The sequence below is a fragment of the Gordonia sp. B8661-1 genome (assembly GCF_059427765.1).
On record NZ_JCAHRL010000002.1, the window covers coordinates 218,213 to 244,565 of the forward strand.

Genomic DNA, 26,353 nt, shown 5'->3' on the forward strand with positions numbered 1-26,353 from the left:
ATGCCGACCGGACCGCCATCGTACGGAAGGCGGAACATTTGCCGGCCCACTGATGTTGTTGCTGCATGTGCCGCCGAGGTATCGGTGGCCGAACAGCCACACGACACGGGTCCGGGTCGGGCCCGTACTCGGCAGGTCCAGGATCGGATCCGCCGGTGAAGGAGGTCGACGCCGACGATGAGTACCGCCGGATTGCTCGCCCCCGACAAGACCGTCGGGGTCCCGTCCGTATCGAGATCGGTAAGCTCGAACGATGGCGGACACATGCTCGATCCGCTATGGGTGGTCGGAGCTTCCGATCCTCGTCCGGCCCAGGCCGGACGACAGACCGTCGCCGAAGGGATCGTAGTGGTCGAAGCCGAATCTGCCGATCAGGCCGATGAAGACGTGACCGAAACCGGTGCGGGGTCGCAGGCGCCGCGTCGCGCCGATCCGTCCGAATCCGCGGAGGAGCTGAGCGAGCGTTTCGAACGCGACGCGCTTCCGTTGCTGGATCAGCTCTACGGCGCCGCGTTGCGGATGACCCGCAACCCGGCCGACGCGGAAGATCTGGTGCAGGAGACCTACGTCAAGGCGTTCTCGGCCTTCGCGTCGTTCCGCGAGGGCACCAATCTGAAGGCCTGGCTCTACCGCATCCTCACCAACACCTACATCAACGGGTACCGGAAGAAGCAGCGGCAGCCCGCGCAATACCCGACCGACGAGATCACCGACTGGCAGCTCGCGGCCACCGCCGAGCACAGCTCCACGGGTCTTCGGTCGGCGGAGATCGAGGCGCTCGACGCCTTGCCGGATGACGAGATCAAGGCTGCCCTGCAGGAATTGCCCGAGGACTTCCGGATGGCGGTGTATTACGCCGACGTGGAAGGGCTGCCGTACAAGGAGATCGCCGAGATCATGGACACCCCCATCGGCACCGTCATGTCCCGTCTGCACCGAGGTCGCCGTCAGCTGCGCGATCTGCTGTCCGACGTGGCACGGGATCGCGGGTTCCTGCGGTCCTCGTCGACCGATTCCGCGAGCGAGGTGGCCCGATGAGCATCGATACACCATGCCCCGGCAACGACCGGCCGGTGAGCCGGGACTCCACCGACCCGGTGGCCCAGGAGATGACGTCGCTCGATTGCTCGGCCGTGATCGCCGATGTCTGGCTGCTGCTCGATAACGAATGCGATTCCGAGGTCCGTGCGCGGCTGCAGCATCATCTCGACACCTGCGCGACGTGCTTCGCGCACTATGGCATCGAGGTCAAGCTCAAGGCGCTGATCAGCCGTAAGTGCGGTGGCGACCACGCCCCCGACGGCCTGCGTGAGCGGCTGCGGGTGGCGATCCGGCAGACGACCGTCATCGTCGAACAGCGTCCGACGCAGCGTTGATCGGCGGGTCCCGGCGACCACGATTACTGTTCCGGGCGGTCGTCATGGGAGAATCGACGACGCACATCGTATTGAAGGAGATCCGTCATGGGTAAGCGCGGTCGCAAGAAGCGCGCTCGCAAGAAGAACGCTGCCAATCACGGCAAGCGTCCCAACGCTTGAGCCACCGGCTCAACGAGCGCGAGCAGACGACGCCCGGGCAGGTGCGGCCGTACTACGGCTGCCGGCCCGGGCTTCTTCGTATCCGCCTCCGGAGGGCTACTCGCGGGTAGGGGCTATCGCGTCGGCAGGGCGGAGCCGGTGGGCTATTTTGGGTGCATGGCTGAAGACGTCGTGGCAGAAATCGTGGCGAGTGTCCTGGAGGTGCGCGCGACGGCGGGCCAACAGGTCGATGTCGGTGACACGCTGGTGCTGCTGGAATCGATGAAGATGGAAATCCCTGTTCTCGCAGAGGAACCCGGCGTGCTCGCCGATGTGAAGGTCAAGGTCGGCGACGTCATCCAGGCCGGCGACATCATCGCCGTCTATCAATAGCGGCGATGCCGTCTCGACCGCACGGTCGTCTCGGCTGAGCGGGGCCGCTCATGTCCACGCTCGCCGATCTGCTGGCCGAACACACCACCCTGTCCGACGAGGAGGCCGGGCATCTGCAACGGCTCGTCGCCGAATGGCAGTTGCTCGCCGACCTGTCCTTCGGGGACCTGCTGCTGTCGGTGCGCACCGAGAACGGCGACATCGTCACGGTCGCGCAATGCCGGGCGAACACCGCGGCGACGGTCTTTCCGAGCGACGAGGTCGGCACCGTCGTCGACGGGCCGCTGAACGCCCAGGTGGCCCGTGCGTTCTCCGCAGATCGTGTGCTGCGCGACGACAGCGCGACACGGCAGGGATCATCGACGATCAGTCGAGAGGCGGTTCCGGTCGGGTTCGACGGTGCGGATGCGCCGATCGCGGTGGTGACCCGTGCGGTCGATCTGAGTCATCTGCGCCTTCCGTCGCCGCTGGAGATGGCCTATCAGGCGTCCGCCGACGATCTGTGCCAGATGGTCGCGGACGGGACCTTTCCGCATCTCGAGGGCAACCCGCAGGGATTGTCGACGCCCCGCGCCGGCGACGGTTTCGTCCGTGTCGACGAGCACGGCATGGTGGTCTACGCCAGTCCCAACGCCCTGTCGGCGTTCCATCGCATGGGCTGGACCGCCGACCTGACGCAGGCCCGGCTGTCCGAGGTGGCGTCGTCGCTGCTCACTGATCCGTTCGAGGCCGCGGACGTCGCGACGATGATCGACGCCGCGGCCGGTGCCGGCGATCCGCCCGCCGCGCCGTACCGCGATCTGGGGATGCGCATGGAGGCCGACGCCCGCCGGGCGACCGTGCTGATCCGGGCGGTGCCGTTGCGGCCGCGTGGCGTGAGTACCGGTGCGGTGGTGCTCATCCGCGACGTCACCGAGGTCAAACGTCGTGATCTGGCACTGATCAGTAAAGATGCGACGATCCGGGAGATTCATCACCGGGTGAAGAACAATCTGCAGTCGGTGTCCGCACTCTTGCGGCTTCAGGCGCGGCGTACCGGAAATCCGGAGGCGCGGCTGGCTCTGAGCGAAGCGGTGCGACGGGTCGCGTCGATCGCGCTCGTCCACGAAATGCTGTCCGGCAGCGTCGACGAGGAAGTCGACCTCGACGAGGTGGTCGACCGGCTGGTGCCGATTCTGGTGGATGTGACGTCGAAGGAATCGTCGACCGTCGCCATTCGGCGCCGTGCGCGCCTCGGGGTGTTGTCCGCGGAATTGGCCATGCCATTGGTCATGGTGCTCACGGAATTGATCCAGAATGCCATCGAGCACGGTTTCGAGGACGCCGGACCGGACAGCGCGATCGACATCGTGGCCGACCGCGACGTGCGTGCCCTCCGGATAACGGTGCGCGACAACGGTTCAGGTCTGCCGGATGGATTCGATGTCAAGGCCGTGGACCGACTGGGGCTGCAGATCGTGCAGACCATGGTGTCGATCGAGCTGGGCGGCACCCTGGAGTTGGGGCCCAACCCGTCCGGTCGTGGCACGCAGGCCCGGGTTGTCGTCCCTCTGCGCTGACATTCGGCGTGCCGCGCCCGGTGAGAATCATTGCGGCCCGGTGAGAATCATTGCGGCTCAGTGGGAACGATCACATCACAAGAAATGAGACCCGGGGCTGCCGGGTCTCATTTCATGTGTATTCGTTGGCGGCGGTTCGCCGGCCGGGCTGTCGATGTGGTTCAGACAGCGCTGCGCGAACGCGTACGAGCGGTACGACGCTTGAGTGCACGCCGCTCGTCTTCGCTCATTCCGCCCCAGACGCCTGCGTCCTGACCGGATTCCAGTGCCCACGAGAGGCATTCGGCTGTGACCGGGCACCGGGCGCAGACGAGCTTCGCATCGGCGATCTGCGCGATGGCCGGGCCACTGGTTCCCACCGGGAAGAACAGTTCCGGATCCTCATCGCGACAGATTGCTTTGTGACGCCAGTCCATTCCTAACTCCTTCAAGTGCGCTGCGCGCACCACTAGACAGCTCCCAAAAGTGGTTGGTTGTGGCTGTAACCGATAGTTCACACGGATGCACCGAATGTTTCCGCGCTGTTGCTTGTGAATACTTTCACGAATCCAGGCGAAGTCAATGGGCTTCCGGCGACACGTGTGCAATATCACTCGCTGCGACCACCTCCGGGAGAGGGGGTGGCTGCACTACGATCATCACCGTTGTAGTACTCTACCCGCCTTCGTCTGCAAACGCTCGAAGAATTTTTCGGATCGTCCAGGTTACGGGCGGGCTATCCTGGGCGAACGCCGAAATGTGTGAGCGGGAACACGGGATACGGCGGGATGAACCCGTGGTGATTGTTTGATCCTCGTCACAGTCAGGGCGCCGGTGGGGCCACGACCGTCAGTGCATCGGCGCGATGCCCGAACTCGATGAGTCGGTGTGCGCCCACGTAGTCGCCGTCCATCTGGACGTCGATGGGCTCATCGGCGCGGAAGCGCACCCAGGCGACGTCGTCGTCGCGGTAGAGATGGCGGGCCTTCGGTGCTCGGTGGGTGAGCAACTGCGTCGCGAGGGGCAGGTTGCGGGCCACCGATGTGGATGTGGCCGCGAACAATCCGAGCCGCGAACCGAATCCGGTCGTCGGGTTGGTGCGGATCTCGTAGTCACCGAGGAAGGTCCACGGACTCGTGTTGCTGACGAAGCCGAATCGGACCCCGTCGAGAGGCTCGCGGTCCGGGACCTCGACGGTGAAGGTGGCGCTGTTTCCGGCGTGACGGAGGAAGGACGACACCGTGGTCCAGAAGTATCGGGCAGGCGTGGCCGCCTTGCCCGCGTGACGCTTGTCCTCCATGGCGTGGACGACGACGGCATCCATGCCCATGCCGGTGTTGAAAAGGAACCACCGATCCTGGGTGTGGCCCAATCCGATGCGGCGGCACCGACCCGCGTCGAGCAATTCGATGAGCTGGGCCGTCGCCTCGAGCGGATTGGCCTCGATGCCGAGCGTGCGGGCGAACACGTTGGCACTGCCGCCGGGGATCACACCGACGGCGGGCAGTGGCCGGTCCGAGCCGGCCCGCGGAGCGCCCGGAGCCCCCAGCAAGCCGTTGACGACCTCGTTCACCGAGCCGTCACCGCCGTGCACCAGGATGACGTCGACTCCGCCCGCCATCGCCCGCCGGGCCAATTCGCCCGCATGGCCGCGATGAGTGGTGTTCTCGACGTCCAGGGAGAATCTCGCGCTGAGGGTATGGGCAAGGGCATCGCGGCCCGCCGGAGTGGTGGCGGTGGCGAATGGATTGACGATGAGCATGACGCGCACGGGTCCTCAGCGTATTGCCTCCGGCCGTGTGATGCGCATCCCGCCTGGTCGTGGCGCGGTACGACCGGCCCCTCGAGGTGTTCGGCGGTTCCCCTAGGCTTGGCTTGTGAGCGATCAGAGTGGCCCGCCGACAACCATCCGACTGGCCGGTGCCGTCACCGCGCTGGAAGGCGCCATCGCGCTGGTCGTCGCGGTGATCCTGGTCATTCGTGAGGCGGGTGGTCACCGGGAGGCGGCGATCAGCGGCTACGGCACCGCCGCGTGGTTCGGGATCATCGGTGGCGGTGTCCTCGTCGGAGGTCTGGCGCTCCTGACCGGCCGCCGGTGGGGACGCGCCATCTCGGTGGTCGCGCAGATCCTGCTGTTGCCGGTGGCCTATGCCCTGCTCACCGACAGTGGCCTGCCGGCGATCGGCATCCCGGTGGCCATCGCCGCGCTCGGCGTCCTCGTCCTCATCTTCAGTCCGGCCTCCACGCGGTGGCTGGTCGGCGAATACGGTCCGGACGAGCCTCACACGAAATGATGACGCGCAGGTAAAAGCCGGTGGGGTAAATCCACCCCGGGGCGACCGGTCGCCGTACAGTGAGACCTATGACGCGGAAGCTCGCCATCGCCAACCAGAAGGGCGGCGTCGCCAAGACGACGACCGTGGCCTCGCTCGGTGCAGCGCTCGCCGACCTCGATGTCTCGGTCCTCGTGGTCGACCTCGATCCGCAAGGGTGTCTTACGTTTTCACTCGGCCACGACCCCGACCAGCTCGAGATGTCGGTGCACGATGTGCTGCTGGGTGAGGAGGAGATCGCCGACGTCCTTCTCGACACCGACGACAACGTCACGCTCCTGCCCGCCACCATCGACCTCGCGGGTGCCGAAGCGCTCCTGCTGATGCGTCCCGGCCGCGAGTACGCGCTCAAACGCGCGCTGGCCGAGGTGGCCGAGGACTACGACGTCATCCTGATCGACTGCCCGCCGTCGCTCGGCGTTCTCACACTCAACGGGCTGACCGCGGCCGACGAGGTCGTCGTCCCGCTGCAGTGCGAGACACTCGCGCATCGTGGCGTGGGCCAGCTGATGCGGACCGTCACCGAGGTCCAGCAGATCACCAACAGCGATCTCGAGGTTCTCGGCGCCGTCGCCACGCTCTTCGACGCGCGCACCACCCACAGCCGCGACGTCCTCTCCGACGTATCCGATCGCTACGACCTACCGGTGCTCGATCCGCCGATCCCGCGGACCGTGCGTTTCGCCGAGGCGTCGGCCAGCGGATCGTCGGTGATGCGGGGCCGGAAGAACAAGGGCGCCAACGCTTATCGCGAGCTCGCGGAGAACCTCTTCAAGCACTGGGAGACCGACCAGCCGGTCCGGGAGCTCTCGCAGTCCTGAATCGGCGGCTGCCGCGTTCGGGCTTCCTTCGTGCTTATCGGATCCAATAAGCGGCACGGAAACCGGTGTGCGCGACCGCCCGATCGGCGGAAACCTCAGGAGGGCGCGCGGTAGGCGTGGATCGTCGGTCCCCACTGCTCGACGATGGTGCTGCCGAGCACGCGTAGGGCCACCGGGTGGTCGCCGCGGTCCGCGCGGGTCACCGGAATGGCGCGGAGTTCGCGGCCGTTGGCGGCGTCGCGCACGCTGATGCCATTGGCGGTGGGCAGCAGGAGGGTGCCGGCCATCTGGTCGCCGGTGCCGATGGCGCCGGGCACCTGATAGATCGGACGGACCTGCTGGGCGTCGAGGACGACGGTCGAGCGTCCGGTGTAGAAGCTGGTGAGCCCGTCGGTGGTGATCGGGACGGAGTCGGCGGGCGGTGCCGCGTCTCCGTCGACGGTGTTGGTGGTGGTGGCGACACCGTCGGTGTTGAACTGCCGGATGCTCGCGCCACGGGGTTCGGCCGGGTTGCCGGTGAAACCGTTGGGGGGATTGGCGCCGCCGTCGTAGACGGCGACTCCGGAGGTGCTCATCGAGATCAGGACCGGCGGGGGACCGTCGGTGCCCGAGGTGATCAGCGTGGAACCGTACTGCTGGACCTTCTCGTCCTTGTTCTGCACGGCACCGAGGATGGTGAGCCGGTATCCGGTGTCCCGATCGCATCGCTCGATGACCGCGATGCGATCACCGCCGATCGCCGACGACAGCAGTGTGCAACCGGTGCGACCGGGTTGCGCATCGCTCTTCACCGGGGCGTCCACCCGTCCGTATTCGATGCCCCGGACCAGATTTGACCCCCACGTCTCCAGGCGGGTATCGCCCTGTGCGACAACGTATCCGGTGTCCGCGGCGAATCGGATCCGGGAGTCGGCGTCACTGCTGCGGGACGTGGCGCGCCGTCCCGACGAGGCATCCAGGGCGGTGATCTCACCGCAGCCCCGCGAATTGCGATAGGACGCCAGGACCTCGTTGGTGCTCGACGGCCAGGCCGCGATGACGGCGCACACGTCGAGGTTGCGGTGATAGCTCCACACCTGCCGCCCGGACACCGGGTCGACGCCGGCCACCGTGCCGTCATCGGCCGTGACGATCAGGGAATTGGCCACCGCGGGCGTGAGTGTGCCGGACGAGCGTGCCTCCCATGTCGGCACGAGTTCGGCCGGGACGGCACCGGCGGGCGGCACCGACGGCACGGCGGCCGACGCCGGATTGCTCTCGCTGTTCCGGGCGGGACTGACGATCCAGACCACCACGCCGACGACGATCACGACGAACAGGATCGCGGCACTGATCACCAGATCGAGCGGGGTGCGCCGCTCGGGTCGGATGCGTGCCACGTCCGATGTTCCGCCTGTTCTGTCGTCGCCGGTCGGGGAGAGTGCTATTCGCCGGTGGCGGCGGTGCTCACCTGTACGTTCGGGCCGTCGTCGGTGCGCTTGGCGCCACCTCGGCGACGACGCCGGCGACGCGGCTTACTCGCGCCCTCACCGTCGTGGGTGTCCGTGGCGGCCTGGTCCCCGGACGCCTTCTCCGTGGACTTCTTCTCCGCCTTGTCGCCCGTAGCGGAGTCCGCACCGGACTGCCCGGCATCCGCGGATTTCCCGGCGCGGGTCCGTCGGCGGGTGCGTGTCGACTTGGGGCGGTCCGCACGCGCTCGACGCTCCTCGGTCCGTTCGGCGGACTCCTTGCGTGTCGATGCGCCGATGCGCCCCGTTGCGCTCGCGGGGACGCCGAGTTCGGTCTGCAGGCTCTCCGACGTCGAATACGTCTCGACGGGTTCCGGGACGCCGAGGCCCAGAGCGGAATTGATCAGCTCCCAGCGATGCAGCTCGTCCCAGTCGACCAGGGTGATCGCGATACCGGTGCGACCGGCCCGGCCGGTGCGCCCGATCCGGTGCACGTAGGTCTTGTCGTCCTCGGGGCACTGGTAGTTGATGACGTGGGTGACGTCGTCGATGTCGATGCCACGGGCCGCGACGTCGGTGGCGACCAGGACGTCGATGTCGCCGGTGCGGAACTTCTTCAGCGCCTTCTCACGGGCCACCTGGCCGAGGTCGCCGTGCACGGCGCCGACCGAGAAGCCGCGCTCGGCGAGATCGTCGGCGACCTTCTGTGCCGTTCGCTTGGTACGCGTGAAAATCATTGTGGCGCCGCGACCTTCGGCCTGCAGCACACGTGCCACCAGCTCGGCCTTGTCGAGGGCATGGGCGCGGTAGATGAACTGCGTGGTGCGCTCGTGCACCGCGGAGTCGTTGGCGTGCTCGGCGCGGATGTGCGTCGGGCGCTCCAGGAAGGTGCGGGCGAGAGTGACGATCGGTCCCGGCATGGTCGCCGAGAACAGCATCGTCTGGCGCGGCGTCGGCAACGACGACATGATGCGCTCGATGTCGGGCAGGAAGCCCAGGTCCAGCATCTCGTCGGCCTCGTCGAGGACGAGGACGGCCACCTTGCCGAGGACCAGGTGGCCCTGCTGAGCGAGGTCGAGCAGGCGGCCGGGCGTGCCGACGACCACGTCGACGCCCTTCTGGAGTTCGGCGATCTGCGACTCGTACGGACGGCCACCGTAGATCGAGGTGATCCGTAGATCGGTCTTCTTCGCGGCGACCTCGAGGTCGCCGGTGACCTGGATGCACAGCTCACGCGTCGGCACGATGATCAGCGCGCGCGGCGTCTTGTCGAGCGCGCGGACGCCGTAGTCCTCGGCGTGCAGCAGCCGGTGCATCAGCGGGATGCCGAAACCGTAGGTCTTGCCCATGCCGGTGCGGGCCTGTCCGATGAGGTCGTCGCCGGACATGGCGAGGGGCAGCGTCAGTTCCTGGATCGCGAAGGTGTGGGTCTTGCCGTCGTCGGCGAGTGCCTCGACGAGTCGTTCGTCGACGCCGAGTTCGGCGAAGGTGGGAGCGGTGTGCGCCTCGTCGACGATGGTCGTCTGGACGTCTTCGCTCGTGGTGGTGTCACTCATATCGTGTTGTCGAGCCTTTCTGGCGTTCTCGCACGCACGAAGGGCTCCACGTCTCTTGGTCGCGAAAGCGAATCGCAAGGAGGAAACCGGGCGGCCCGGACAGCGTCGTCTTCGGGTGATCGTCGCTGTCGTCGTACGGGCCGTGTGCGCGCACATTGTCGGGTGTTCTCGCGCTCATGGATGAGGTCGCCGTCGACGATCCGTTGTCCACGATCTCGCGATCAGGCCGGTCGTTGCGCCACCGAAACTCCATGTTCGCGTCGGTACACCTTTCCTGAGTGTACTTGGTGAACATTCCGGGCCCCGCCTACCATCTCCATCATGTCGTCTGCGACCCCTCCTCCCGGTATCTCCTCCGACTCCGGCTCGCCCCGATCCGACTCTGCCGACGCGGTATCCGCGAGTGACGACGTGGCGATCGGCAAGCTGTTCGCCGTCCTGCTCGCAGGCGAGTACGCCGCCTTCTACCGGTTGATCGACGAGTCGCGGATGGCGCCCGACGTGCCGAGCCGGATCGCGATCGCCCGGATGGCCGCGTCGGAGATGAATCACTTCGACGTCCTGGCCGCGCAGATCGCCGAACGTGGCCTCGACCCGGCCGAATCGGTGGACCGCTACCGGTCGGTGTTCGACAAGTATCACCAGGTCACCACGCCGAAGTCCTGGTACGAGGCCCTGGTCAAGGCCTACGTCGGTGACGGATTGGCCGCCGACTTCTATCGCGAGATGTCCGACGTCCTGCCCGCCCACGCGCAGTCGGTGGTCCGTGAGGTGATGTCGGAGACCGCGAGCTCACGCTTCGCGCGTGAGCAGGTGGCCGCCGCGGTCGCCGCCGATCCGCGACTCAAGGCGCCGCTGACCCTGTGGGGCCGCAGGCTTCTCGGTGAGGCGATCACACACGCGCAATGGGTGCTCGCGGCCGAGGAGGAGGTCACGGACCTGTTGTTCGCCGGCGCGGGCTCGCTGCACGGGGTCGCGTCGTTCTTCGACGCCATCGCGGCCGAACACACCAAGCGCATGAATGATCTCGGCCTCGGATGACGCCGCGCCCGGGGCGGGCCGTGCCGGGCGGAGCTCGATGACGGCGCGCCCGCGTCGGCGATAACCTGACCACTGAACTAGCCTGATGCGGCACGCCGCCGCATGTGTGCGCACCGTCGACGATCGGAGAAGTCATGGCCGTGGAAGTCAAGATCGGCATCAACGACAGCCCGCGGGAGCTGTCGATCCAGACCGCACTGAGCGGCGACGACGCCTACAAGGCAGTCGAGTCGGCGCTGTCCGGCCAGGATCAGTTCCTCGCGCTCACCGACGACAAGGGAGCACGATTCCTGGTGCCGGTCACCAAGATCGCCTACGTCGAGGTGGGCAGCTCCGAGAACCGCCGCGTCGGTTTCGGCGCCGCGTAGAGAAACGGCAACCGGCGCCGCGTCGGCGACCCGGGCTCAGGCCTCGGTGTCGGCCGGTGCGGCGTCCTGCCGGTACGCGTCGATCCCATGCAGCGGCACATGCGACAGTCCGCCCCACAGGAGGGCAACCGTGGTGTCGACGGCCGTCTGCTTGTCGACGGGGCGCTTGGCCTCGAGCCAGTACCGCGCATTGACCTGACTGGCCCCGACCATCCCCGCTGCGAGCATCCGCGAACGGTACGGATCGAGACCCGAATCGTGCATGACGAGCCCGTAGACGGCGTCGACGCACGCTTCGGTCGCCCCTTCGACACGGCGGATGACCGTCGGATCCATGACATCCGACGAGAAGATCAGCCGGTAACCCGAGTTGTCCTGGTCGATGAAATCGAAGAAGGCCTGTACCGCGGCCCGCACCCGCTGCCGGTTGTCGGTGGTGGTGAGCAGAGCCGTGTTCACATCGCTGACCAGCTTCTCCGCGTGCGAGTCGACCACCGCGAGGTACAGGTCGAGCTTGGACGGAAAGTGCTGATACAGGACCGGCTTGCTGACCCCGGCATGCACGGCGATCTCGTCCATACCCGCCGAGTGGTAGCCACGCTCCACGAAGATCTCACTGGCCGCGTCGAGCAGCTGCATGCGGCGGGCGCTACGCGGCAGTCGGGTACCCGTACGTGCCGTGGTGTGCGCGGAGTTGGTGGCGGTCGACATGCGTTGAGCGTACTCGCGGGGCGCCTCCGTTCCGTATCCGCACAGCGCGTTGCGCGGCCTCGGTTCCCAGGATTCGCGCCGACCTGTGAGAAAGTTGAACTGTGAGTCACCCAGGAGACGCGCCGAACTCGCGCGCGCGTGTACGAGCCAAGGATGCTCGTCCGCGACAGCCCCGGGGAGACCTCGGTTCCGGTGGTCGCCCGCACGATGAGGCGCGCTCGGAGTCGGTGCGGGCGAGCACGTCGAAGAGCCAGTCCGCTCGAGCCGACACGCCGCGGCCTCGCCCGCGTCCCGACCAGCCACTGCGTGCCCGATGGGATCCGACCCACGACAACGGGCGTGCGCGTGTCGACCGCGACGCGCAGCCCGAACGCAGGAAACAGAGTGCCCTCGGCCGGTTCGTCACCACCTACGGCTGGCGCGCCTATGCGATTCCGGTGCTCGCGATTCTCACCATCGTCCTGATCGTGATGACGGTACGTGGCGGTTCGGATTCCACGTCCGCCCCCGACAGCGATGCGAATCCCGATGTGGCGTCCCGTAATACGGACGTCAACAAGGAAACCCGGCCGATCGGCGCACCCTCGGGCGCCATTCAGGCCGCCGCACTGCCCGCCGGTACGTTGCCTGCCGGTGGGCCGTTCACCATGAAGGCCAAGAAGACCTATCGCGTGGTTCCCGGAGCGGGAAAGCAGGTCGGTACCGGCTCGCAGGTCTACACGTACACCGTCGAGGTGGAGAACGGGATCAACCCGCAGGACTACGGCGGCGACCGGACATTCGCGAAGATGGTCGACTCGACCCTGTCCAACCATCGCAGCTGGATCGGCGACGGTCGGGTGTCCTTCCGCCGCGTCGCGTCGGGCGACCCGGATCTGCGGATCACCCTCGCCTCGCCCGCCACGACCCGTGAACTCTGCGGCTATCAGATCCAGCTCGAGACGTCGTGCTTCTACCCGCCGGAGAAGCGGGTGTCGCTGAACGAGGCCCGCTGGGTCCGCGGCGCCATCTCCTATCAGGGCGACGACCTGCTCTACCGCCAGTACCTCATCAACCACGAAACCGGGCACGGCATCGGCTACGAGGCCCACGAACCCTGCAAGGAGAACGGTGCTCTGGCGCCGGTCATGATGCAGCAGTCCTTCGGTGTCGCCAACCGGGAGATCATGGCACTCGACCCGCAGATGAAGGCGAACCGCAATCTCGTGTGCAAGCCCAATCCGTGGCCGTTCCCCACGAAGGACACCGGCGGCCCCGCCTGACCGATCCGACGGTGGAATGCTCGCGCGCACGGCGTCGTTGAGGGAAAGGTCCGTCCCGGACACTTCCGCCCGGGACGCCCCGCACGTCTCTGGAGGCTTTTCGTGTCGTCGCTGCCACCGCTCGTCGAACCCGCTGCCGAACTGTCCAACGAAGAGGTGGCCCGCTACAGCCGCCATCTGATCATCCCGGACGTCGGGATGGACGGGCAGAAACGCCTGAAAAATGCGAAGGTCCTGGTCATCGGTGCCGGTGGACTCGGATCGCCCACGCTTCTGTATCTCGCGGCGGCGGGTGTCGGGACGATCGGGATCGTCGAATTCGACGTCGTCGACGAATCAAATCTGCAACGCCAGGTCATCCACGGCGTCTCCGATGTCGGACGGCCGAAGGGGGAGAGCGCCCGCGATTCGATCCATGAGATCAACCCGGACGTCACGGTGAATCTGCACGAGCAGCGGCTGGAGCCCGAGGGTGCCGTCGAACTCTTCTCGCAGTACGACCTGATTCTCGACGGCACGGACAACTTCGCCACGCGCTACCTGGTCAACGACGCGGCGGTCCTCGCCCACAAGCCGTACGTGTGGGGATCGATCTATCGCTTCGAGGGTCAGGCGTCGGTGTTCTGGGAAGACGCCCCCGACGGTCGCGGCATCAACTATCGCGACCTCTACCCGCAGGCGCCGCCACCCGGTATGGTGCCGTCCTGCGCGGAGGGCGGTGTGCTCGGCATCCTGTGCGCCTCGATCGGGTCGATCATGGGCACCGAGGCCATCAAGCTGATCTGCGGCATCGGCGAGCCGCTGCTCGGTCGGCTGATGGTCTACGACGCCCTGGACATGACCTATCGCACCATCAAGATCCGCAAGGACCCCGACGGCGCGAAGATCACCGAACTCATCGACTACGAGGAGTTCTGCGGCGTGGTGTCCGCCGAGGCGGCCGATGCGGCTGCCGACTCGACCCTGACCGCGCAGGAGTTGAAGGACAAGATCGACGGTGGCGCCGACATCGCGCTGATCGACGTCCGCGAGCCGGTCGAGTGGGACATCGTCCACATCGACGGTGCGACGCTGATCCCCAAGGACGAGATCCTGTCCGGTGCCGGCCTTGCGAAGGTGCCGCAGGACAGGCCGTCGGTGCTGTACTGCAAGACCGGGATCCGTTCCGCGGAGGTGCTCGCCGCACTCAAGCGCGCCGGATTCGCCGACGCGACCCACCTCCAGGGTGGTGTCACGGCCTGGGCCAACCAGGTCGACACGTCGCTTCCGGTGTACTGACGCCACGAGACCGTAGTGGCGGGGGACCGCGTCGCTCCCGTGTTTTGCCTGGGACGATCGGTAATCTCTGCAGACGTGAACACGCTCGAGCCACCCGAACATGTGCTGAACACGTTCGGGCTGACCGCACACCCGCCGATCGCCATGGGGGAGTCCTGGATCGGTGGCTGGCGCGTCGGCGAGGTCGTGTTGTCCCTGGTGCCCGATCATGCGCGGGCCGCCTGGTCGGCGCAGGTGCGTGAGAATCTGTACGTCGACGGGCTGCGGGTGGCGCGGCCGTTCCGGGCCACCGACGGACGCTATGTGGTCTCCGGATGGCGGGCGGACACCTATATCGCGGGTACCCCGGAGCCCCGGCATGACGAGGTGGTGCTCGTCGCCGATCGTCTGCACGCCGCCATCGCCGGGCTGGAACGCCCACGCTTCCTGTTGCAGTCGCCTGCTCCGCCGCATACCGATGTCGACGTGTTCACCGCCGCCGACCGCGCCGCGTGGGAGGACGTGCCACTGCGTACGGCGCGCGCCGCCGGAATGTCCGAGCCGACCTCACCCGATGGTGTCGCCAGTGTGGCGATGCTGAAAACTCTTGCGACGCTACGCAAACCGGTGAACCTGCCGTCGCAGGTGGTGCACGGAGACCTGTTCGGCACCGTGCTCTTCGCGGGTGCCGCGGCCCCCGGCATCACCGACATCGTGCCGTACTGGCGCCCCGCGTCCTGGGCATCCGCCGTCGTGGTGGTCGACTCCCTCGCCTGGGGCGGCGCCGACGAAGACCTGGTGCATCGCTGGTCCGATCAGCCCGAGTGGCCGCAGATGATGTTGCGCGCCACCATGTTCCGGCTCGGTGTGCATGCGCTGCATCCGCGGGCCACCGCGGGCGCGCTACCCGGATTGGAGCGAGTCGTCGAACTCGTGCGCCTGATGGTCTAGTCCGTCGTATCCGGACCGTCGACGACCGGCGTCCAGCGACGTTCCCGCAGCGGGATCCGGCCGTCATCGGCGAGGATGCCCTCGGCGCGAAGATGTTCGAGTTGCCGCCCGGCGACGGATCGGGCGGGACGGCCCGACGCCGGGACGACCCGGTACCACGGCAGGTCGGCGGAGTCGGTGCGCAGGATCCAGCCGACGATCCGTGGGCTGGACAGTCCGACGGCGGCGGCCAGATCGCCGTAGGTGGTGACGCGACCGACGGGGATCGCGGCGATGAGGGCGCGAACGGCCTCCACGTCCTCCTCGGTCACCTTCGCCATCAGGCCCCGCGCGACGACTCGATGAGCGACCGGATCGAGCGTGCGCACAGCTCGGGTTCGAGGAGCGGGACCATATGCCCGCAGTCGGCCTCGATGAACTCGACGGAGTCCGGGCAGGCGGCGCGGAAATCGGCGCCGACGAGGGGTGGTTGGACACGTGCGGCGACGATGACCGTGGTGGGCAGTCCGGCGGGTGGCACCTCGAAGGGCCGCGCGAGTTCGCTCCAGGCCGTGGCGGCCGCCGGTGCGCAGACGCGCCATGCGACGCGACCGTCCGGAAGATCGACCAGATGTTCCTCGATCTCCTTGTCCAGCAACCGATCCGGCACCTCACTCCACCCTTCGGCCCGCTTGCCCTCGCGTGCCGCGCCGGCATCGGGATATCCCCAGTGCTCGAGACCCGCGGTGACGACCTGCAGCGCCATCTCCGGGTTCACGCCCTGACCCGGGTCGAGCAGCAGCAGCCCGGCCACCGACGACCCGAGCCGCTGTGCGAGCCGGACCGCCAGGCCGCCGCCGAAGGAATGGCCGACGATGACGAAGGGCCGGGCGGCCTCGGGGATGTAGTCGTCGACAACCTGCTCCAGGGCGTCCAGGTTCGCCTCGTACGACCACGGGGGTGTCCACGGCGACCGACCGTGGCCCAGCAGGTCCGGCGCGACGATCCGGACGTCGGGCAACTGTTCCTCGGCGAGCGCCGCCCAGCGGCTGCCGTGCCCGGTGAGGCCATGGAGTGCGAGAACAGTGGGGGCGGCGTCGGCGTCCGGGCCGTACACGGTGGTGTGCAAGGTCGTCATGAATCCATCCTGCCGCATGGTTGTCTGTGTGACGTGCTTCCATGGACACATGACGTCCGGAACCGACCCCCGCACAACGGGGAAAGGCACCGGGGGCGCAGGCAGGAAGGCCACGGGCACCAAGGCCGCCGCCAAGAAATCCGCGGGCAGGAAGGGGCGGCTGATCGACTATCAGCCGCGGGGCGAGACCGCACTGCGGACCCAGTTGATCGCGGCGCGGTCGGCGGGCGACGAGTCGCGTGTATGGCCGTCGCACGCGCAGGCCGTGATCGACGGGACGGTCGGTGCGGGCGACCCGATGCGCCCCTGGGCTCCGGTACGTGTTCATGGCGGTCCCGGCACCGGCAAGACGTCACTGATCGTCGATGCCGCCGTCGCCCGGCTCACGCGCACCGATGTCGATCCGGAGTCGGTGCTCGTGCTCGCGGCGTCCCGGCGCGCGGCCGCCGCCCTGCGGGAGGAGATCACCCGGCGGGTGCTGTCCGCGTCCGACGGTGACGGGGGTGGACGCGCGTTGCGGGAACCGTTGGTCCGCACCGTGCACTCCTATGCGTTCGCGGTGCTCCGGTTGCAGGCATCGGCACACGGCAATCCGCCGCCGCGGCTGATCACCGGGTCCGAGCAGGATGTGGTCCTGCGGGAACTCCTGGCCGGCGACATCGAGGACGGCGCCGACTACTGGCCCGCGCGCCTGCGTCCCGCGCTGGGGACCGACGGGTTCGCCCAGGCCCTGCGCGACCTCATGATGCGTGCTGCCGAGCGTGGCGCAGGACCGGAGGAACTCGCCGAACTCGGTGCGCGGCACGATCGTCCCGAGTGGGTCGCCGCCGGCCGCGCCTACGCGCAGTACGAGCAGAACATGCTGCTCCGCGGATCGGTGGGCGCGGATTCGCCGGGCGCCTCCGCGCCGGCGGTCGACGCGGCCGAACTCGTCGGTTCGGCGCTGTCGGCCTTCGCCACCGATCGGGAACTCCTTGCCGCACAACGGAAGAGGATCAGACACGTCCTCGTCGACGACGCGCAGCATCTCGATCCCCAGGCGGCGAAACTCGTCGAGCTGATCGGTACCGGCACCGATTCGACCATCATCGCCGCCGACACCGATCAGTCGATCTTCTCCTTCCGCGGCGCGAGTCCCCGGTTCGCCGACGATCTCGCCGAGCCCGGCGACGACCGGGATGTGGTGCTGGACACCGCATTGCGGAATCATCCGGAGATCGTCACCGTCGGCGCGTCGATCGCCGCGCGCCTGCCGGGCGCCCGTCCACACCGGTACCCGGCACCCGTCGACGACCCGGACACCTCCACCGACGATCCGCTCGACGGCGCCGAGGTGCGGGTGTTCACATCCTCGGCCAAGGAGGCCACCGCCGTGGCCGACCTGCTGCGGCGCGCGCATCTGTTCTCGGGGGTGCCGTGGTCGCGGATGGCGGTCATCGTCCGCTCGGTGTCTCTCGCGCTGCCGGCTCTGCGCCGGGCGTTCCGTTCCGCGGGCGTGCCGGTGACCACACCCACCTCGGATCTGCCGCTGCACCGCCAGCGGGCGGTGGTCGCACTCCTGCTGGTGCTGCGGGTGGTGGTGGCCCGGGGACTGACCACCGACGGGGAGTCCGGCGACCCGGACCCGTCGGGTGAGTACTTCACGGTCGAGGACGCCGTCACGCTGCTGTCCGGACCGATCGGTGGCGCCGATCCCGGTGCGATGCGGCGACTGCGACGAGGTGTGCGACGGCTCGATGAGCGCAGCGGCACCGGGGGAGAGGCCACCGACTCCCTGCTCGCGCTCCGGCGGGCCATCCTCGATCCGCTTGTGGCGCAACGCTATCTGAAGGCGCTCACCGACGCCGAGGCGCGCCCGCTGGCGCGGGTTCTCGACGTGGTGGGGGCGGCGGCCCGCGCCGACGAGCAGCAGCGCGGCGTCGAGGAAACGCTGTGGGCGGCGTGGCAGGCCAGCGGCCTGGAACGGCGCTGGGCGTCGACGGCGTTGCGCGGTGGACCGGCCGGTGAACAGTGTGACCGTGACCTCGACGCGGTGATCGCGATGTTCGAGGCGGCCGGGAACTTCGCCGACACCCTGCCCGCCGCCGGACCCGCGGGTTTCATCCGGCACCTGTCGGCCCTGCAGATCCCGCGCGACAGCCGGGTACCCGGTGCGGCCGCCGAAGCGGTGACGGTCCTGTCCGCCCATGCGGCGGCGGGCCGCGAATGGGATGTGGTGGCGGTCGCCGGGGTGCTCGACGGTCTGTGGCCATCGCTGCGCAGCCGGGGCAGTGTGCTGGCGACCGGACAGTTGGTCGACCTGCTCGACGGCATGGATCCGGAGGCGCTCGACACCGTGGCCAGGACGTCGGCTGCGCTCGCCGACGAACGGCGGTTGCTGCTCGTCGCGTGCACGCGCGCGCGGCGCAGACTGCTCATCACTGCGGTCGAGGACGGCAGCGGTGATGCGTCGCCATCGAGATTTGTCGGGGAGATCGCCGACGCGCTGGCCGCCTCCCGCGGCCATGTCGACGAGGTCGTCGACGAGCAGGGCGAATCATTGCCCGACCTGCCCATCGATCCGGGCGTCGATCGGGTGCTGTCGCTGCCGTCGCTGATCGCCACCCTGAGATCCGCGGTGGTCGCCGGCGCGGCGGCCGGCGACGACGCCGACGAGCGCACCGTGGCACGGACCAGGGCGGCGGCCGAACTGCTTGCGCAGCTGGCTGATTCGGATATCCCCGGCGCGGCGCCGAAGGACTGGTTCGGCCTCGGCGGCGCCAGCGTCGACGATCCGCTGTGGACGCCGGATCGCGGACCGGTCAGCCTGTCGCCGTCGAATGTCGAAGCGCTGAGCCGTTGTTCACTGCGGTGGGTGCTGGAACGTCATGGTGGCCGTGACGGCGACGGCACCCCGGCACTGACCGGTTCCCTCGTGCACACACTCGTGCAGGCGGTGGCCGGACAGATCGATCCGGCCGAGGTGACCGCGGCACTGCGGGGGATCTGGGACCGTGTGGACACGGGCGCGGGCTGGTATTCGGTGCGTGAACTCGAACGCGCCGAGGGGATGCTGACGAATTTCCGCGACTGGCTGCGCATGTCACGCGACGAGCTGACCGAGTACGGGGTCGAAGCCGACATCGACGCCACGGTTCCCGCCGACGCCGCCGACGACGTCGCCGTGCGTCTGCGGGGCCGGATCGACCGGCTGGAGCAGGATGCGCAGGGCAGGCCGGTGGTGGTCGATGTGAAGACGGCGAAGAGCGCCATCACCAAGGCCGATGCGCAGGAACACGCCCAGCTGGCCACCTATCAGCTGGCCCTCGCGCTGGGCGGCGTTCCCGACCTCGGGGCGGCGGAACCGGGTGGCGGACGGCTGGTGTACGTGTCCTCGGCGAATCGCACCACCGGGGCCGCCGAACGTGTCCAGGACGCGCTGACCCCGGAGACCGTGGATGAGTGGATTGCCGTGGTGCGCAATGCCGCTCGAGCAAGCATCGGTCCGGTCTACACGGCCACACGTAACCCCGGGTGCGGGCACTGCACACTCGCCACGAGTTGTCCGGCACAGCTACGGGGAAAGTCGGTGATCGATGACTGACCTCGCGACCGGCAGACCGACGGTATCCGCGCTGTCGCTGGCCGCCGCCCTCGGGCTTCCGCCGCCCACCCCGGAGCAGGTGGCGGTCATCGAGGCGCCGATGGAACCGATGCTGGTCGTCGCGGGCGCGGGCGCGGGGAAGACCGAGACGATGGCGTCACGGGTGGTGTGGCTCGTCGCCAACGGCTACGTCACCCCCGACGAGATCCTGGGCCTGACCTTCACCCGCAAGGCCGCCAGCGAGTTGGGGGCACGCATCCGGCGGCGCCTGTCGATGCTGGCCGGTTCACCGACACTGCGGAACTGGGACGTCGACGGCAGTGTCGCCGCTCGACTCAACGGCGGCGATCCCGAAGTGAGCACCTATCACGCCTACGCGGGCCGGTTGATCGCCGACTACGGGCTGCTGCTCCCGGTGGAACCGAGTTCGACGCTGCTGTCCGAAACCGAGCTGTGGCAGATGGCTTTCTCGGTCGTCGCGAACTGGACCGGTGAACTGACCACCACGAAGGTGCCCGCGAGCGTCACCGAGGCCGTCCTGAAGCTGTACGGGGAGATGGCCGAGCACCTCGTCGACACCGACGATCTCCGTCGCGCCGGCGATGACCTGTACTCGCTCGTCGACACCCTGCCGAAGGGGCCACGGCAACGTGACACCCCCACGCAGGAACTGCTGAAGGTGCAGGCCGTCATCGATGAGCGGCGAGAACTCATCCCCATCGTGGAGGCGCTGGCCGAGACGATGCGTGCGGCCACCGCCCTCGATTTCGGCAGTCAGATGTCCCTGGCGGCACGGCTCGTGACCCGGAACCCGGAAGTCGTTGCCGCCGAACGATCCGCGTTCAAGGCGGTGTTGCTCGACGAATATCAGGACACCGGGCATTCGCAACGCATCCTGCTGGCCGCGCTGTTCGGTGGCAGGCGGACACCGGCCGTGGCGGTGACCGCGGTCGGCGACCCGATCCAGTCGATCTACGGCTGGCGCGGTGCATCGGCGGCCAACCTGCCGCGGTTCGCGGGAGATTTCCGACGCTCCGACGGCAGTCCCGCCGCGCGTCTGGAATTGCTGACCAGTTGGCGGAACTCGGTGTCCGCACTACGGCTCGCCAATGCGGGATCGGAGGAACTCCGACGGCGGGGCATCCCGGTGAGCGTGCTGCGTCCGCGACCCGATGCGCCTAGTGGCACAGTCGATCTCGCACTTACCGAGACCGTGGTCGACGAGCGGTCCTGGATCGCCGATCACGTCGAACGGCATTACCGCGACGCGGAGGCCGCCGGGGTCGCTCCGCCGACCACCGCGATCCTGGTGCGCCGCAACGAGGATTCGGCGCCGCTCGCCGCCGAACTCGAGCGCCGCGGCATTCCGGCCGAGGTCGTCGGCATCGGCGGGTTGTTGCATGTGCCGGAGATCGAGGACATCGTGGCGATGCTCCGCCTGATCGCCGACCCGATGGCGGGCACGGCCGCGATGCGCCTGCTGACCGGCGCGCGATGGCAATTGGGTGCGGGAGACCTCGCGGCGCTCTGGCGCCGTGCCACCGAACTCGCGGCCGAGCAGTACCGGGCGGCGGCCGGTGTGGTGGCATCCCGCGAAGAACTCGACGCCGCGCTCGACGCGGTCCTGCCGACCGAGGTGGTCGACCGTGCCGGTATCGCCGACGCGCTCGTCGATCCGGGTGACCCGCAGAACTACAGCGACACCGGATTCGCGCGTATCCGCGCCTTCGGCGGGCAGCTCGAGTCCCTACGGCGGCGCATCGGGCAACCGCTGCCCGAACTCGTCGCCGACGTCGAACACACCATCGGCGTCGCGGTGGAGGCGCAGATCCGGGCGCACCGGATGCGCGGGGCGATCACCGGGCGTGAACACCTGGACGCCTTCGCGGAGTACGTGACGGCGTACGCCGATCGTCCGGGCGCGAATCTGCCTGGGCTGCTGGCCTTTCTGGACACCGCGGAAACCATCGAGAAGGGACTTGAACCGGGCCGTATCGAGGTCGCGGAGCAGCGTGTGCAGATCCTCACGGTGCATGCGGCCAAGGGACTCGAATGGGACGTCGTGGTCCTGCCGCACCTGTGCACACGGATCTTCCCCGGCGGCCGTGCCGACTCCACCTGGCTGGGCAGTGCCAAGGAATTGCCCGCGGCGCTACGTGGTGACCTGGTCACCGGCGAACCCGGTGACACCGAGGGGTTTCCGGCGCTCGATCTGCACGCGGTGGCCGACCGGAAGGAACTCGAAACCGCTCTCACCGAACACAAAGAGGCCATCGCCGCCCGCAGGCTCGAGGAAGATCGCCGGTTGCTGTACGTGGCCCTCACCCGCGCCAAGAAGTCGCTGCTGATCTCCGCCCATCACTGGTCGGAGACCGGAGAGAAGCCGCGCGGCGGTTCGGAGTTCTTCGACGAGTTGCATGCGCTGGTCGCCGCCGACATCGCCGACCCCGAGATCGACTCGGACGGCATGACCATCGACGTGGACGCACCCGAGCCCGAGGACGGCGCGCCGAACCCGTTGGCCGAACACATCATCAGCGAACCGTGGCCCCGGGATCTGCTCGGCGCCCGGCGTCCCGCGGTGGAACGGGCCGCGGACATGGTCCGCGACGCCATCGCAGGCCGGGATGCGCCCGCCCTGTTCGACGACCTCGGCACCGACGATGCCGGCGACGACGGAGCCGGCGACGACCCGGAGATCGTCGCCTGGCGGTCGGAGGTGGCCGCACTGCTCGACGAACACCACCGGAGCAATCAGGTGCTCGTCGACGTCGAACTGCCCGCGCACCTGTCGGTCAGCCAGCTCGTCGAACTCGATGCCGACGAGATGGCGTTCGCGCGCAGGCTCCGGCGACCGGTGCCGTATCAGCCGAATCCGACGGCCCGGCGCGGGACGGCCTTCCATGCGTGGGTGGAGCGATGGTTCGGGGCCACACGGCTGCTCGACGTCGACGAATTGCCCGGCGCCGCCGACGCATCCGCCGCGCCGGACACCGATCTCGAGCGCCTCCGCGAGGCGTTCCTGGGGTCCCGGTGGGCGCAGCGAAGTCCCACCGAGGTGGAGGTCCCCTTCGAGACGGTGATCGGACCGACCGTCATCCGCGGCCGGATCGACGCGGTGTTCGCCGAACCGGGAGACCGCTGGTTGGTCGTCGACTGGAAGACCGGCTCGGTGCCGGACGCGGACCGCCGCGAATCGCTGTTCGTCCAGCTGGCCGCCTACCGGATCGCGTGGGCGCAACTCGCGGGTGTGCCGCTCGATCATGTTCGCGCGGCATTCCATTACGTCCGTTCCGACTACACGCTGGAACCCGACGACCTGCCCGATGCCGAGGCGCTCGCCGCACTCCTGGCCACCTGACCTTCGCGCCACCGCCGGTAACACGGCCCGATGGGTTAGTGTCAAAGACTTGTGAAGTCCCGTCTCACCCGGAGACTCCGGTCCGAAGCGCTGTCGGAACGCCCCGACCATGCGCTCGTGGGCGTCGTCCGCATCCCCGAACTGCAGGCGAGCCCCGGCCGCGCCATCGGCAAACGAGTGGTCTTCGCGATCATCGCGTTGTTCTCGACGGCCCTCATCGTCTACGCGGACCGTGGCGGATACCGCGACGCGCAGGAGAATCCGCTGTCGTTCCTGGATTCCCTGTACTACTCGGCGGTCACGCTGTCGACCACCGGATACGGCGACATCACCCCCATCACCCCGGGAGCACGTCTGATGAACGTGCTCATCATCACCCCGCTGCGCGTGTTGTTCCTGATCGTCCTGATCGGTACGACACTGGAGGTACTGACCGAACGGTCTCGTCAGGCGCTCAAGATTCAGCGTTGGAGGAACAGCGTGCGTAACCACACCGTCGTCATCGGCTATGGCACCAAGGGCCGCACCGCGGTCGACGCGATGATCGGCGACGGCGCCAAGCCGAGCGAGATCGTGATCGTCGACGCCGACCCCGCCGTCCTGGAGGCCGCGGCCGCCGACGGTCTCGTGACCGTGCGCGGCGACGCCACCAAATCCGATGTGCTGCGTCTGGCCGGTGTCGCGCACGCCAACAGCATCATCGTCGCCGCCAACCGTGACGACACCGCGGTGCTGGCCACCCTCACCGCCCGCGAGATCAACCCGCGCGCGAAGATCGTCGCGTCCATCCGGGAAGCAGAGAACACCCATCTGATGCGGCAATCCGGCGCGAACTCGGTGGTCGTCTCCTCCGAGACCGCGGGCCGGTTGCTCGGTATCGCGACCATCACGCCGTCGGTGGTGGAGGTCATCGAGGATCTGCTGACGCCGGACGCCGGGTACGCCATCGCCGAGCGTGAGGTGGACCCGACCGAGACCGGGGGTTCGCCCGCACACACCCGCGACATCGTGCTCGGCGTGGTGCGTGACGGCGTCCTGCACCGTGTCGACGACGTCGAGGTCGAGCAGATCGAGGTCGGCGACCGTCTTCTGTACGTCCGCAAGGGGCAGTCGGAATGACCTTCGAACTGAGTAGCCCGCCCCTGCTGTCCCGAGCGACGTTCGACCGGGCCGACGAGGTCCGCGACGACCCGTCGCGGGCCGCCGCGGGCTGGGCGTCCGCGCGTGTGCTGCTCATCGACGGAAACGGGCGGTACCCCGTCGCCGATGGGGGTGGGTTGCACTGGCAGGCCGCCGTCGACGTGGCGGCCGAACCGCCGGCCGACGCGGTCTTCCTCGGCGTGTACGAGGGCGTCGACCGGTGGACGCAGCGGGTCGACCATCTCGACGGTCCCACCGACGATCCGCGACGCGGTGGCCATGGCCTCGACGAGGACTCCGCCGGTCTGCTCGCCACATCGCTCGGCATCCTCAATTGGCATGCGGCGGCTCGTTTCTCGCCCGTCGACGGATCTCCGACGGTGCCGGCGCGGGGCGGCTGGGTGCGCCGGAATCCGGATGGCGGCTCCGACGAATTCCCGCGCACGGATCCCGCGATCATCACTGTCGTGCACGATGGTGCCGACCGTATTCTGCTCGGTCGGCAGTCGGTGTGGCCCGATGGCTGGTATTCGACCCTCGCGGGCTTCGTGGAGCCCGGGGAGTCGTTGGAACAGTGCGTGATTCGTGAGGTACACGAGGAAGTCGGCATCACCGTCACCGAGCCGCGCTATCTCGGCAGCCAGCCCTGGCCGTTCCCGCGCTCACTGATGCTCGGCTTCGCGGCACTCGGCGACCCGTCGGAACCGCTGCGGTTCCTGGACGGCGAGATCGGGGATGCCATCTGGTTCGAACGTGCGGAGGTCATAGACGCCCTCGAAGAAGGCGGCGAGTGGATCCGTGGCGACGGCGCGGTCGGGACCGCGGCCGACGGCAGGCGTCTGCGACTGCCCGGTTCGATCTCGATCGCCCGGGCCATCATCTCGGCCTGGGCGTACGCTTGACGGGGATCGACTCCCCGACGAGAAGGCCCGTTCATGGTCAGCAATCACGTCAGCCAGGTGGTGCGTGCGGCACCGGAGACGGTGTACGAGTTCGCCGCCGACCCCGACAACCTCCCGAAATGGGCTGCCGGACTTGCCCGTAGCGAGGTGACCCGGGACGGCGACAGTCTGATCATCGATTCGCCGATGGGACAGGTCACCGTGACCTTCGTGCCCAGGAACCGGTTCGGGATCATCGATCACGACGTGCGTCTGCCCAACGGTGAGACCGTCGCCAATCCGGTGCGCGTCATCGCCCATCCCGACGGTGCGGAGGTCGTCTTCACCATCCGGCAACGTGATCTCTCCGACGACGAATTCGCCCGCGACACGGCCGCCGTGGCCCGCGATCTGGCCATGCTGCGTGACCTCGTCGAGGCCGAATCACCCTCCCGCTGATCGAGCATCCGTCCCGACGGACAAGTCGCCTTTCCGTTGATCGAGTAGGCTCCCGAGCGCAGCGAGGCAGCCGTATCGAGATCACCCTCGATGAGGTCGGCGGTCTCGATACGGCGGCTCGCTGCGCTCGCGGCCTACTCGACCAGCGGTGGTGCGTTTCAGGCCGACGGAGTCGCATGCCGGCGGCCGGATGGACTCGGCCATCGGTGGTGCGCTTCAAGCCCACGGGATCGCATGCCCACCGCCGAATGGAACACCACGCCACCGCATGCTGTTATGGGTGACATGAGCAATGTGATCGACGACGACGCCTCGGCCCGCGTTTCGGACTCCGGCGAGCTGACCATGTACACCACCAGCTGGTGCGGCTACTGCGCGCGCCTGAAGACCGGGCTCAAGAGCCTTGGGCTGACCTGGCAGGAGGTCGACATCGAGCTCAACCCGGATGCCGCCGAGTTCGTGGGGAGCGTCAACGGCGGCAATCATGTCGTACCGACCGTGCTCTACGCCGACGGCACGACCGCGACCAATCCGTCGATCACGGACGTGAAGAAGAAGCTCGGGCTCTAGCCCGTCCACCCGCACTCTGTCGGTGTCTGATTCTGTCGGGGACCGG

25 protein-coding genes are annotated in these 26,353 nt (G+C 68.2%); 18 read left to right on the top strand and 7 right to left on the bottom strand.

Annotated features, from left to right (window positions below; genetic code table 11):
* The first annotated feature begins 177 nt into the window (after positions 1–177).
* From AC4JJG_RS04935 to AC4JJG_RS04955, 5 genes are all read left to right on the top strand, one after another.
* Positions 178–1,038, top strand: a complete 861-nt coding sequence (locus AC4JJG_RS04935) for a sigma-70 family RNA polymerase sigma factor (protein WP_495399820.1) — start codon at positions 178–180, stop codon at positions 1,036–1,038.
* Between the two features lie 71 nt (positions 1,039–1,109).
* On the top strand, positions 1,110–1,376 hold the full coding sequence (rsrA, locus tag AC4JJG_RS04940) for a mycothiol system anti-sigma-R factor (RefSeq protein WP_495400481.1): 267 nt from the start codon (positions 1,110–1,112) through the stop codon (positions 1,374–1,376).
* Positions 1,377–1,463: 87 nt separating this feature from the next.
* A complete protein-coding gene (locus tag AC4JJG_RS04945; RefSeq protein WP_369758845.1) occupies positions 1,464–1,538 on the top strand; it encodes a 50S ribosomal protein bL37 in 75 nt (24 codons plus the stop codon).
* Positions 1,539–1,694: 156 nt separating this feature from the next.
* Positions 1,695–1,910, top strand: coding sequence for a biotin/lipoyl-binding carrier protein (locus tag AC4JJG_RS04950; protein ID WP_495399821.1), 216 nt, complete (start codon positions 1,695–1,697; stop codon positions 1,908–1,910).
* A 50-nt stretch (positions 1,911–1,960) separates the two neighbouring features.
* Positions 1,961–3,469 carry a sensor histidine kinase gene (locus tag AC4JJG_RS04955; protein WP_495399822.1) on the top strand — a complete coding sequence of 503 codons (1,509 nt, stop codon included), beginning with the start codon at positions 1,961–1,963 and terminating at the stop codon, positions 3,467–3,469.
* Positions 3,470–3,630: 161 nt separating this feature from the next.
* Here AC4JJG_RS04955 and AC4JJG_RS04960 read toward each other — a convergent pair whose 3' ends face one another.
* Together AC4JJG_RS04960 and AC4JJG_RS04965 are read right to left on the bottom strand one after the other, a co-directional pair.
* Entirely contained in the window at positions 3,631–3,885 is a 255-nt protein-coding gene (locus AC4JJG_RS04960; RefSeq protein WP_495399823.1) for a WhiB family transcriptional regulator, read from the bottom strand.
* A 386-nt stretch (positions 3,886–4,271) separates the two neighbouring features.
* Positions 4,272–5,210, bottom strand: a complete 939-nt coding sequence (locus AC4JJG_RS04965) for a diacylglycerol/lipid kinase family protein (RefSeq protein WP_495400482.1) — start codon at positions 5,208–5,210, stop codon at positions 4,272–4,274.
* 115 nt (positions 5,211–5,325) lie between these two features.
* Here AC4JJG_RS04965 and AC4JJG_RS04970 point away from each other — a divergent pair, with 115 nt between their 5' ends.
* Positions 5,326–5,742: a hypothetical protein gene (locus AC4JJG_RS04970; protein WP_495399824.1), complete on the top strand. Its 417-nt coding sequence runs from the start codon at positions 5,326–5,328 to the stop codon at positions 5,740–5,742.
* A 68-nt stretch (positions 5,743–5,810) separates the two neighbouring features.
* Positions 5,811–6,602, top strand: a complete 792-nt coding sequence (locus AC4JJG_RS04975) for a ParA family protein (RefSeq protein ID WP_495399826.1) — start codon at positions 5,811–5,813, stop codon at positions 6,600–6,602.
* 95 nt (positions 6,603–6,697) lie between these two features.
* Here AC4JJG_RS04975 and AC4JJG_RS04980 read toward each other — a convergent pair whose 3' ends face one another.
* Both AC4JJG_RS04980 and AC4JJG_RS04985 read right to left on the bottom strand, forming a co-directional pair.
* Positions 6,698–7,981, bottom strand: a complete 1,284-nt coding sequence (locus tag AC4JJG_RS04980; protein WP_495399828.1) for an Rv3212 family protein — start codon at positions 7,979–7,981, stop codon at positions 6,698–6,700.
* Between the two features lie 44 nt (positions 7,982–8,025).
* Positions 8,026–9,606 (bottom strand): DEAD/DEAH box helicase, encoded by a 1,581-nt coding sequence (locus AC4JJG_RS04985; protein WP_495399830.1) that lies wholly within the window; start codon positions 9,604–9,606, stop codon positions 8,026–8,028.
* A gap of 321 nt (positions 9,607–9,927) precedes the next feature.
* Between AC4JJG_RS04985 and AC4JJG_RS04990 the strand changes: the two genes are divergently transcribed.
* Positions 9,928–10,647 (top strand): ferritin-like fold-containing protein, encoded by a 720-nt coding sequence (locus tag AC4JJG_RS04990; protein WP_495399832.1) that lies wholly within the window; start codon positions 9,928–9,930, stop codon positions 10,645–10,647.
* Between the two features lie 134 nt (positions 10,648–10,781).
* Positions 10,782–11,015, top strand: coding sequence for a DUF3107 domain-containing protein (locus AC4JJG_RS04995; RefSeq protein WP_495399834.1), 234 nt, complete (start codon positions 10,782–10,784; stop codon positions 11,013–11,015).
* A 36-nt stretch (positions 11,016–11,051) separates the two neighbouring features.
* Here the strand turns inward: AC4JJG_RS04995 and fasR are convergent, their stop codons facing one another.
* Positions 11,052–11,726: an HTH-type transcriptional activator FasR gene (gene fasR, locus AC4JJG_RS05000; protein WP_495399835.1), complete on the bottom strand. Its 675-nt coding sequence runs from the start codon at positions 11,724–11,726 to the stop codon at positions 11,052–11,054.
* 227 nt (positions 11,727–11,953) lie between these two features.
* Here fasR and AC4JJG_RS05005 point away from each other — a divergent pair, with 227 nt between their 5' ends.
* From AC4JJG_RS05005 to AC4JJG_RS05015, 3 genes are all read left to right on the top strand, one after another.
* Positions 11,954–12,988, top strand: coding sequence for a DUF3152 domain-containing protein (locus AC4JJG_RS05005; protein WP_495400483.1), 1,035 nt, complete (start codon positions 11,954–11,956; stop codon positions 12,986–12,988).
* Between the two features lie 102 nt (positions 12,989–13,090).
* Positions 13,091–14,266, top strand: coding sequence for an adenylyltransferase/sulfurtransferase MoeZ (gene moeZ / locus AC4JJG_RS05010; protein WP_495399836.1), 1,176 nt, complete (start codon positions 13,091–13,093; stop codon positions 14,264–14,266).
* Between the two features lie 75 nt (positions 14,267–14,341).
* Entirely contained in the window at positions 14,342–15,196 is an 855-nt protein-coding gene (locus AC4JJG_RS05015) for a TIGR02569 family protein (RefSeq protein ID WP_495399837.1), read from the top strand.
* Here AC4JJG_RS05015 and AC4JJG_RS05020 read toward each other — a convergent pair.
* On the bottom strand, positions 15,193–15,516 hold the full coding sequence (locus AC4JJG_RS05020; RefSeq protein WP_495399838.1) for an MGMT family protein: 324 nt from the start codon (positions 15,514–15,516) through the stop codon (positions 15,193–15,195). The two genes, AC4JJG_RS05015 and AC4JJG_RS05020, sit on opposite strands and share 4 nt — an antisense overlap.
* Complete coding sequence (locus tag AC4JJG_RS05025; RefSeq protein WP_495399839.1) at positions 15,516–16,313, bottom strand: alpha/beta fold hydrolase; 798 nt, start codon at positions 16,311–16,313, stop codon at positions 15,516–15,518. Before AC4JJG_RS05025 ends, AC4JJG_RS05020 begins: the two co-directional genes overlap by 1 nt.
* A gap of 49 nt (positions 16,314–16,362) precedes the next feature.
* On the opposite strand from AC4JJG_RS05025, the gene AC4JJG_RS05030 reads away from it, so the two are divergent.
* The 6 genes from AC4JJG_RS05030 (at position 16,363) to AC4JJG_RS05055 (ending at position 26,307) form a co-directional block, all read left to right on the top strand.
* Positions 16,363–19,896, top strand: a complete 3,534-nt coding sequence (locus AC4JJG_RS05030; RefSeq protein WP_495399840.1) for an ATP-dependent helicase — start codon at positions 16,363–16,365, stop codon at positions 19,894–19,896.
* Positions 19,889–23,257: an ATP-dependent helicase gene (locus AC4JJG_RS05035; RefSeq protein WP_495399841.1), complete on the top strand. Its 3,369-nt coding sequence runs from the start codon at positions 19,889–19,891 to the stop codon at positions 23,255–23,257. Before AC4JJG_RS05030 ends, AC4JJG_RS05035 begins: the two co-directional genes overlap by 8 nt.
* 51 nt (positions 23,258–23,308) lie before the next feature.
* Entirely contained in the window at positions 23,309–24,376 is a 1,068-nt protein-coding gene (locus tag AC4JJG_RS05040; RefSeq protein ID WP_495399842.1) for a potassium channel family protein, read from the top strand.
* Complete coding sequence (gene nudC, locus AC4JJG_RS05045) at positions 24,373–25,299, top strand: NAD(+) diphosphatase (protein ID WP_495399843.1); 927 nt, start codon at positions 24,373–24,375, stop codon at positions 25,297–25,299. The genes AC4JJG_RS05040 and nudC overlap by 4 nt, the downstream gene beginning before the upstream one ends.
* Before the next feature lie 33 nt (positions 25,300–25,332).
* Entirely contained in the window at positions 25,333–25,737 is a 405-nt protein-coding gene (locus tag AC4JJG_RS05050) for an SRPBCC family protein (protein WP_495399844.1), read from the top strand.
* Positions 25,738–26,022: 285 nt separating this feature from the next.
* Complete coding sequence (locus AC4JJG_RS05055) at positions 26,023–26,307, top strand: mycoredoxin (protein WP_495399845.1); 285 nt, start codon at positions 26,023–26,025, stop codon at positions 26,305–26,307.
* The last annotated feature ends 46 nt before the right edge of the window (positions 26,308–26,353 follow it).

What these genes read in the sequence shown, in the direction of transcription:
- AC4JJG_RS04975 (WP_495399826.1), top strand. Translation starts at nt 5,811, where the DNA reads ATGACGCGGAAGCTCGCCATCGCCAACCAGAAGGGCGGCGTCGCCAAG.
- AC4JJG_RS04950 (WP_495399821.1), top strand. Translation starts at nt 1,695, where the DNA reads ATGGCTGAAGACGTCGTGGCAGAAATCGTGGCGAGTGTCCTGGAGGTG.
- fasR (WP_495399835.1), bottom strand. Translation starts at nt 11,726, where the DNA reads ATGTCGACCGCCACCAACTCCGCGCACACCACGGCACGTACGGGTACC.
- AC4JJG_RS04990 (WP_495399832.1), top strand. Translation starts at nt 9,928, where the DNA reads ATGTCGTCTGCGACCCCTCCTCCCGGTATCTCCTCCGACTCCGGCTCG.
- AC4JJG_RS05020 (WP_495399838.1), bottom strand. Translation starts at nt 15,516, where the DNA reads ATGGCGAAGGTGACCGAGGAGGACGTGGAGGCCGTTCGCGCCCTCATC.
- AC4JJG_RS05050 (WP_495399844.1), top strand. Translation starts at nt 25,333, where the DNA reads ATGGTCAGCAATCACGTCAGCCAGGTGGTGCGTGCGGCACCGGAGACG.
- AC4JJG_RS05055 (WP_495399845.1), top strand. Translation starts at nt 26,023, where the DNA reads ATGAGCAATGTGATCGACGACGACGCCTCGGCCCGCGTTTCGGACTCC.
- AC4JJG_RS04985 (WP_495399830.1), bottom strand. Translation starts at nt 9,606, where the DNA reads ATGAGTGACACCACCACGAGCGAAGACGTCCAGACGACCATCGTCGAC.
- AC4JJG_RS04960 (WP_495399823.1), bottom strand. Translation starts at nt 3,885, where the DNA reads ATGGACTGGCGTCACAAAGCAATCTGTCGCGATGAGGATCCGGAACTG.
- AC4JJG_RS04995 (WP_495399834.1), top strand. Translation starts at nt 10,782, where the DNA reads ATGGCCGTGGAAGTCAAGATCGGCATCAACGACAGCCCGCGGGAGCTG.
- rsrA (WP_495400481.1), top strand. Translation starts at nt 1,110, where the DNA reads ATGACGTCGCTCGATTGCTCGGCCGTGATCGCCGATGTCTGGCTGCTG.
- AC4JJG_RS04935 (WP_495399820.1), top strand. Translation starts at nt 178, where the DNA reads ATGAGTACCGCCGGATTGCTCGCCCCCGACAAGACCGTCGGGGTCCCG.
- AC4JJG_RS04955 (WP_495399822.1), top strand. Translation starts at nt 1,961, where the DNA reads ATGTCCACGCTCGCCGATCTGCTGGCCGAACACACCACCCTGTCCGAC.
- nudC (WP_495399843.1), top strand. Translation starts at nt 24,373, where the DNA reads ATGACCTTCGAACTGAGTAGCCCGCCCCTGCTGTCCCGAGCGACGTTC.
- AC4JJG_RS05025 (WP_495399839.1), bottom strand. Translation starts at nt 16,313, where the DNA reads ATGACGACCTTGCACACCACCGTGTACGGCCCGGACGCCGACGCCGCC.
- AC4JJG_RS05030 (WP_495399840.1), top strand. Translation starts at nt 16,363, where the DNA reads ATGACGTCCGGAACCGACCCCCGCACAACGGGGAAAGGCACCGGGGGC.
- AC4JJG_RS04965 (WP_495400482.1), bottom strand. Translation starts at nt 5,210, where the DNA reads ATGCTCATCGTCAATCCATTCGCCACCGCCACCACTCCGGCGGGCCGC.
- AC4JJG_RS05035 (WP_495399841.1), top strand. Translation starts at nt 19,889, where the DNA reads ATGACTGACCTCGCGACCGGCAGACCGACGGTATCCGCGCTGTCGCTG.